General features: G+C 39.4%; 7 protein-coding genes. 4 read left to right on the top strand and 3 right to left on the bottom strand.

Going from position 1 to position 7177, the window contains the following annotated elements:
• Positions 1–240 precede the first annotated feature (240 nt).
• Both AAF462_08530 and AAF462_08525 read left to right on the top strand, forming a co-directional pair.
• On the top strand, positions 241–1422 hold the full coding sequence (locus tag AAF462_08530) for a Na/Pi symporter (protein MEM7009164.1): 1182 nt from the start codon (positions 241–243) through the stop codon (positions 1420–1422).
• 33 nt (positions 1423–1455) lie between these two features.
• Positions 1456–1698 (top strand): hypothetical protein, encoded by a 243-nt coding sequence (locus tag AAF462_08525; protein MEM7009163.1) that lies wholly within the window; start codon positions 1456–1458, stop codon positions 1696–1698.
• Between the two features lie 79 nt (positions 1699–1777).
• On the opposite strand, the gene AAF462_08520 is transcribed toward AAF462_08525, so the two are convergent.
• Both AAF462_08520 and AAF462_08515 read right to left on the bottom strand, forming a co-directional pair.
• Positions 1778–2038, bottom strand: a complete 261-nt coding sequence (locus tag AAF462_08520) for a hypothetical protein (protein ID MEM7009162.1) — start codon at positions 2036–2038, stop codon at positions 1778–1780.
• A gap of 231 nt (positions 2039–2269) precedes the next feature.
• A complete protein-coding gene (locus tag AAF462_08515; protein ID MEM7009161.1) occupies positions 2270–3376 on the bottom strand; it encodes a sigma-70 family RNA polymerase sigma factor in 1107 nt (368 codons plus the stop codon).
• A 343-nt stretch (positions 3377–3719) separates the two neighbouring features.
• Here AAF462_08515 and recG point away from each other — a divergent pair, with 343 nt between their 5' ends.
• Both recG and AAF462_08505 read left to right on the top strand, forming a co-directional pair.
• Entirely contained in the window at positions 3720–6224 is a 2505-nt protein-coding gene (gene recG, locus AAF462_08510; GenBank protein ID MEM7009160.1) for an ATP-dependent DNA helicase RecG, read from the top strand.
• A 73-nt stretch (positions 6225–6297) separates the two neighbouring features.
• Complete coding sequence (locus AAF462_08505; GenBank protein MEM7009159.1) at positions 6298–7014, top strand: TIGR04283 family arsenosugar biosynthesis glycosyltransferase; 717 nt, start codon at positions 6298–6300, stop codon at positions 7012–7014.
• A gap of 7 nt (positions 7015–7021) precedes the next feature.
• On the opposite strand, the gene AAF462_08500 is transcribed toward AAF462_08505, so the two are convergent.
• On the bottom strand, positions 7022–7177 hold a 156-nt coding region (locus AAF462_08500; protein MEM7009158.1), incomplete at its 5' end, for a 2-oxo acid dehydrogenase subunit E2.

The following is a 7177-nucleotide window of genomic DNA, read 5'->3' as shown; positions in this document are numbered from 1 at the left end:
TTTTTTTATTTGTACAACATTAGCGCCAAATTAGATCCTATATTTATTAATAATGTGCTCGTATTACATGCACGTTCCCAAATTTCTTCGAAAAAACATCTTCTAATAGTCATGTAATTTTACAATTTAGTAATTCTGGGTTTTAATTAAAGCAAATTGAATCTATAATGATTTTACAGAATCTAATAAACAAGTTACATAAGTATTAATCAATAAGAGATCTGTATAGTACAAGATTTTATGACTTCCACAGTTGCAGAGCACACAGATAGGCCTAAAGAGATTACTAACACCACTGCACAGTCGAATTGGCTACAGTGGTTATTGATAGTTGTTCTAGTTTATTTCCTGTTGGTCGCTGTTTCAATGATCGGAAGCGGATTTAAGCTTGCTGCTGGTGATCAAGCAAATCAGCTATTTGCTTTTGCAAACAATCCCATAACTGCTCTGGTAATAGGAATAATCGCTACAGCTCTAGTGCAGTCTTCAAGTACTGTAACCTCTATTGTTGTGGGACTTGTTGCGGGCGGTCTTCCTGTTATCACGGCTATCCCAATCGTGATGGGAGCTAATATTGGTACAACTATAACCAACACCATTGTTAGCCTCGGCCATATAAAAGATAGTAATGAATTTAGAAGAGCTTTTGCCGCGGCTTCAATTCATGACTTCTTTAATATCTTGAGCGTAATAATATTTCTTCCCCTAGAAATAGCTTTTGGATTCCTGGATAAAGTAGGGGTATTCCTCTCCGGCTTTCTTGTGGGCGGAGAGTCAATGTCAATACGCGGACTAAACTTTATAAAGCCTATTGTGAAGCCGCCTATAAAATTTGTTCATGAAACAATATTTGGCTGGCTGCCTGAATTAGCAGTCGGGATACTTATGATAGTCCTTGGCATAGTGTTAATTATTCTTGTTATTACATTTATAGGGAAAATACTCAAAACTTTGATGGTGGGGCGTGCTAAAAAAATTCTACATAATGCTGTCGGACACGGACCAGTTTCAGGAATAACTGCTGGGGCTTTAATCACAGTATTAGTGCAGTCTTCATCTACCACCACGAGCCTAATTGTCCCTCTGGCAGGATCAGGTGTTTTTAGTCTTAGGCAGATCTATCCATTTACACTGGGAGCTAATATTGGCACCACAATAACAGCACTGCTTGCTGCCACAGCCATAACGGGCACAACAGCCATATTTGCCCTTCAAATAGCCCTCGTGCATTTAGTCTATAATCTCCTGGGAGTTGTTGTGATATACGGAGTACCGTTCCTGCGCAAACTTCCAATATTGGCCGCTGAAAAGCTATCTGATCTTGCTGTAAAGAATAAACTTTACGTTGTAGGCTATATCTTAGGAATTTTCTTCATATTGCCAGCAATACTAATTATTGTAAGTGATGCTTTAGGTTGGTAGTAAGTAAGTGTATTCTTATATAAGGTGAATATTATGAATATGTCGGATGAACGTAAGAAGGAGTTAGAAGCCAAAATAACTGATCTTGAACGCTCGCTTGCTAATCTTAGAACTAAATTAAATGAAGAACAGCTAGAGGAACAACATCAGGCAATCGATAATCTGGATGTATATTTGGATGAGATTGATCATAAATACTCTCATCTAAAAGATTTTTGGACAATTCTTACAAGAGAACTTAAAGAACTATTTGGTCGGGATTCACAAAACAATTAAGTTTATTAAAATAAATGCTGATAACTTAGTATAAAAAAGGGGGCCTAAGCCCCCTTTTTTCGTTTGCAAACTTATTTTCTTACTTAGCTGCGTCGTCTTCCATTTCGCCGCCAGGCATTTCGCCCATAGCGTCTTTTCCAGCGTCCTTAGCGTCTTCCATAGCGCCTTCTGCTGCATCTGTTGCATCATCTGCCATTTCGCCGCCAGGTATTTCACCTGCAGGATCTGCAGCATCTTCATGGCTCTCAGCTATTGCTGACTGTGTACCAACTAGTGAAGATCCCCCAAAGGACAAACCCATAACTAACATCAACGCAAATATAAATGTTACTACTCTCATGACTAAAACCTCCTTCTTGTGATTTGCCGGCGGTCCTATACTGCCAGCATTAATTATCAATATTTATAAATTGCAATGTTTGTACCATTTTACTGCTCAAACACAATTCACAATAAAACCAACTGCTTAGATATTCTATCACTTTTTATTACTAATTAAAAGCTAATCTGCTGTGTAGTATCACACAGTAGATTTTGTGCCATATTGCACAAATAGAGCTTAGTACTAAGTTTAACAAAAGTGCCTTAGAGCTTTTCTCATCTTGCATACGGAAAGCTTTCTTAGAGCCTTTTTCTCAATCTGACGTATTCTCTCTCTGGTTAGCTTAAACTTTTTTCCGATGTCATCTAGTGTCACGGTGTCGTCTCTATCTATGCCAAAGCGCATTCTGAGCACTTCTTCTTCTTTCTCCGACAAAAGTGATAACGAGTGTCTTATGCTTTGTTTAAGCTCCTGATCCACAATAAGAGTATCAGGTGATGAGGACTCTTCATTCTCAATAAAGTCATAAAGAGTTCTTTTTTCCCCGTCGATAGGAGAGTCTAAACTTACTGAATCATTAGTTATTTTCAATATTCGTTTGACATATTTTACCGATACGCCTGAGTGCTCTGAAATTTCCTGGGGAGATGGATTTCTGCCGGTATCTTTTATTAAAATAGCTCTTGTTCTATATACCCTGCTTGTAACTTCTAGCAGATAAACAGGAACCCTTACAACCCCTTTGTGCACCAAAATAGCTCTAGTTATCGATTGATATATCCACCAAGAAGCATATGTAGAAAATCTATAGCCCTTGGTATAATCAAATCTATCAATAGCTCTCATCAGCCCGATGTTGCCTTCTTGAATGAGGTCTAAAAACGGAAGACCATGACTGATATATCTTTTTGCTATGCTTATAACAAGTCTTAAATTAGCGTTAGCAAATCTCTTTTTAAGCTCTTTAGCTTTTTCACTATAAGCCTTATGTGAGGCATTTAATATGGCTATATCTTTTTCTCTTCCGCTTTGGTTAGATATCTCTTCTAGAAGAGCTCTAATTTGATCCGCTTTTTCCTCGCATTTTTTGATCTTTGCGGGAATTTCTATTTCTTCTCTAACATTTAATAGCGGCTCAGTTGAAATGTCTTTAAAGTAATTATTTAACAGTCGGTGCTGGCTATCCTGGGAATATTGAGCGCCGTTATTGTAATCAGCGATTGAGTCATTGGATTCTTGCTCGGTTTTTTCCTCATCCAGATCAAAATCCATATTTGACTCTATTTCAAACTGTTTCTCAGAATTCTTAGGTGCATCCGATAGGTCTTCAAATTCAGTGATTTCAACATGTTTCATTATGTTCTCCTATTGAATCTTGTGCTAGTTTAATCAAATACCCTATTGTTCGTGCTGGAGAATACCGAATAGTTATGTTCGGACTCTAGCCCATGCTTCTAGATTATATATTTGCAATCACCATGCCAGATTAGAAATTTTTTAAATTATTACATGATTGCAGACGGTTATATATTTGTAGGGAAACCGCTATTGATTAAAACGTGCATTATAGTGTTATATAACACTATATATCGCAGGATTTTTAGCGCAAAAACGCGCTATTTCACTTAGTCTCAATTAAAATCTATATTCTCATCGTTAAGCTTGCATTAATTGCATATAGCACTGTAAAATCATATCTATGCCGGATCAGATTTTAGCAATACTTGAAGCACTTGAAAAGCCGCTTTTATTTGCTTCAAAAAAGAACTTTTCAAACTTAGATAAAATTTCGGCCTTAGATAAGCTGGTAGGTGATTTAATGGTCAAGGCCCTTTCACTGCCTATATCTAAAGATCATAAAGATGGGTTTAGGGCTATTAAAGAGCTATTTGCATCCTACGACAATATAGATAACACTCAGAAAAAAGAAAATTTGATAAGGTGTCTAGAAATTATCTCAGATTTAAAAAAATTCTCACCAATTAAGACTGAAAAAGTAAATCAAGATTCGCAGCTTACTGATACAAAGCCTTGTGAAACACAAATCCCGGATACCCCTAGCTCGGACGATATTTCCAAGCTGTCCGTTCAGTACATAAAGGGGGTCGGCCCTAGGATAGCAGAGCTTCTCGGCAAAAAGGGCATAGAAACTGTACATGACGCCATTAATTATTTCCCGCGCGCCTATGAAGACAGAAGAACGGTAAAGAGCATATCAAAACTCACGCCCGGAAAAAGAGAGACTGTTATGGGCAAGATAATGCTTGCCGGCAAGGTTAGGACCAGAAAAAGAACACTTTATCAAATTGTAATATCTGACGGCACCGGCACGATCACTTTGGTTTGGTTTCAATTTAGTGAGCGTTATTTAAGGGCTTCTTACAACAAAGGTGCATCCGTTATTCTTACAGGCGAAGTCAGCTTAGGATACCGCGATGCGCTTCAGATAGTGCACCCAAAGCCCGAGGATATAGAAGTAATTGAAGAGGGCGAGGAAATTGATGAGGACAACGTTCATTTTAACCGCATCGTTCCAATCTACCCGCTCACAGAAGGTCTTAAACAAAGGCGCATGAGAAGGATAATGAAAACTGTAATTGATACATACGGCTCATCGCTTGGCTCATTTGTGCCCGATGATATATCACAGAAAAGACATATTTTAGATTATCCATCAGCCATAAAAAGGGCGCATTTCCCTTCAGATAACGACAGTGTTATTGATCTATCAGATGGTAAGGCAGTCTATGACTCTATGCCCCACAAAACCCTCTCGTATACAGAATTTTTTCTAACAGAAATTGGGCTTGCTATTAAAAAACGAGATGTTGCAAAACTATCGGGTATAAAGTTTTCTCCTACAGATAAGCTTACAAATTCTTTGCTTGCTGCTTTGCCGTTTGATCTCACGTCCGCTCAGAGCCGGGTTGTAAGCGAAATAGAAAAAGATATGAGATCAGATAAGCCAATGAACAGACTTTTGCAGGGAGATGTCGGAAGCGGTAAAACAATCGTCGCTATGCTCTCCATGTTAAAAGCTGTTGAGTCAGGCTATCAGGCAGTGTTAATGGCGCCTACGGAAATACTGGCTGAGCAGCATCTATCATCAGTGCTCGAGTACGTAAAAGGCCTTGGTATTAGAGTCGTGTTTCTTAAAAGCGGGTTGAGCAAAAGTGAGAAAACCTCTTATTACAAAGCCATAATGTCTGGTGAGGCGCAAATCGCCGTAGGAACTCATGCCCTAATACAAGACAAAGTAGAATTTAAAAACTTAGGACTGGTAGTTATTGATGAGCAGCACCGTTTTGGAGTTATGCAGCGGGCACAGCTTATGAGTAAGGGACAAAACCCTGATGTACTAGTAATGACAGCTACCCCAATTCCAAGAACACTTGCGCTTACCGTGTATGGAGACCTCGATGTCAGTATTCTTGACGAGCTTCCACCTGGCCGTAAAGAGATAAAAACAAAGGTCTATTACGATCAGAAAGGGGCCAGAGAAAAGGCGTATGAACGGGTGCGTAAAGAAATTGAAACAGGACGACAGGCATACGTTGTGTATCCCATGATTGAGGAGTCAGAGAACCCTGATTTTAAGGACATTAAATATGCAACTCAGATGGCAGAAGAACTCCAAAATGATATTTTTCCTGATTTTAGAGTAGGGTTGTTACATGGAAGAATGAAGCCGGAAGAAAAAGAATCGATCATGAAACGCTTTATCTCAAACCACCTCGACATCCTAGTGGCAACCACGGTTATTGAAGTGGGAGTAGATGTTCCAAATGCAACTGTCATGGTAGTTGAGAACGCCGAGCGCTTTGGTCTGACTCAGCTCCATCAGCTAAGGGGCCGGATAGGAAGGGGAGGTCATGATTCATACTGTGTATTGATCTCCAGTTATAAAAGATCTCAAGATGCTGACAAAAGACTTACCATAATGGAGCAAACGTCGGATGGATTTAAGATTGCCGAGGCCGACCTATCAATTAGAGGCCCCGGGGATTTCCTGGGAACCAAGCAGTCAGGGCTACCTCAGTTCACATTTGCAAATCTGCTTAGGGACACGCGCCTACTTTCTGAGGCAAGAGATGACGCCTTTGATCTGGTACAAAAACACCCTGATTTAAAGAACTATCCGGGACTCCTAGATGAAGTTGCCAAAAGGTGGGGCGAGTTATTAGAGCTTGGCGGAATTTCTTAAACAAAGTAATTGCATCTTCAACCATACTTATATATCTAAAGAAATAACTGTTATCATATTGTTGTGACCAGTCATGGATCTAACCATAATAATACCAACTCTAAATGAGGCTGAGTTTTTGGCCTCAACTATTTCTCATCTAAGGAAGTGTTCTAGCTCTAAGTATGAGCAGGAGATAATAGTAGTTGATTCAGGATCAGAAGATGCTACATGCGAGATTGCAAAGGGGCTCGGTCTTAGCTTGGTAGAGATTGAATCAAAGAGTATCGGGAAATCCTATGGACTCAATGAAGCGGCGAAGCTAGCTAAGGGCAAAGTACTTATGTTTCTAGATGCGGACACTCTAGTCCCAAGTAACTATGATGAACTAATATTTTCAGTCTTAGAGAATAAAGAAATTATTGGAGGAGCTTTTGAGTTCTGCTTAGACGGGCCTGAGTTTGGACTTAGGGTAGTAGAACTAATAAACCGCACTAGATATAGGATCCGCCAAAGATACTACGGGGATCAGGGAGTTTTCTTAAGAGCAAGGGTTTTTGAGAGAGTAGGGGGCTATCCAAATATCGGGCTTTTAGAGTCGGCACATTTGTGCCGGAAGTTAAGAAAAGAGGGAAAGCTCAAGCTTATAAAGAAAAATATGAAAACCTCTCCCCGGCGTTTTATACAAGGCGGTATATATAAAGTTCTGGCAGGCGATATAAAAATATGGTTTTTGGATCTTCTGGGTATTTCCGTATCTAAGTATGCACCGGATTACTGGAGAGAAAATAAATTTAGATCAAAGAGCTGATCTTACGTTAACCTTCTAGTAGAAGTGATTCGGGGTCTTGTATTAGCTCTTTAAGCCTAACTAAGAACTGAACAGCCTCTCTTCCGTCCACTATTCTGTGATCGTAACTAAGCGCAACATACATCATAGGCTTTACCTCAAGATCGCCGTTTATAACTACCGG

The organism is Thermodesulfobacteriota bacterium (genome assembly GCA_039028315.1).
In the GTDB taxonomy this organism is placed as follows: Bacteria; Desulfobacterota_D; UBA1144; order Nemesobacterales; family UBA2774; genus CR02bin9.
This window is presented reverse-complemented; position numbering and strand designations above follow the sequence as displayed.

Excerpts from the sequence above, each read along its gene's own strand:
- recG (MEM7009160.1), top strand. The coding sequence starts at position 3,720 with ATGCCGGATCAGATTTTAGCAATACTTGAAGCACTTGAAAAGCCGCTT.
- AAF462_08505 (MEM7009159.1), top strand. The coding sequence starts at position 6,298 with ATGGATCTAACCATAATAATACCAACTCTAAATGAGGCTGAGTTTTTG.
- AAF462_08520 (MEM7009162.1), bottom strand. The coding sequence starts at position 2,038 with ATGAGAGTAGTAACATTTATATTTGCGTTGATGTTAGTTATGGGTTTG.
- AAF462_08530 (MEM7009164.1), top strand. The coding sequence starts at position 241 with ATGACTTCCACAGTTGCAGAGCACACAGATAGGCCTAAAGAGATTACT.
- AAF462_08515 (MEM7009161.1), bottom strand. The coding sequence starts at position 3,376 with ATGAAACATGTTGAAATCACTGAATTTGAAGACCTATCGGATGCACCT.
- AAF462_08525 (MEM7009163.1), top strand. The coding sequence starts at position 1,456 with ATGAATATGTCGGATGAACGTAAGAAGGAGTTAGAAGCCAAAATAACT.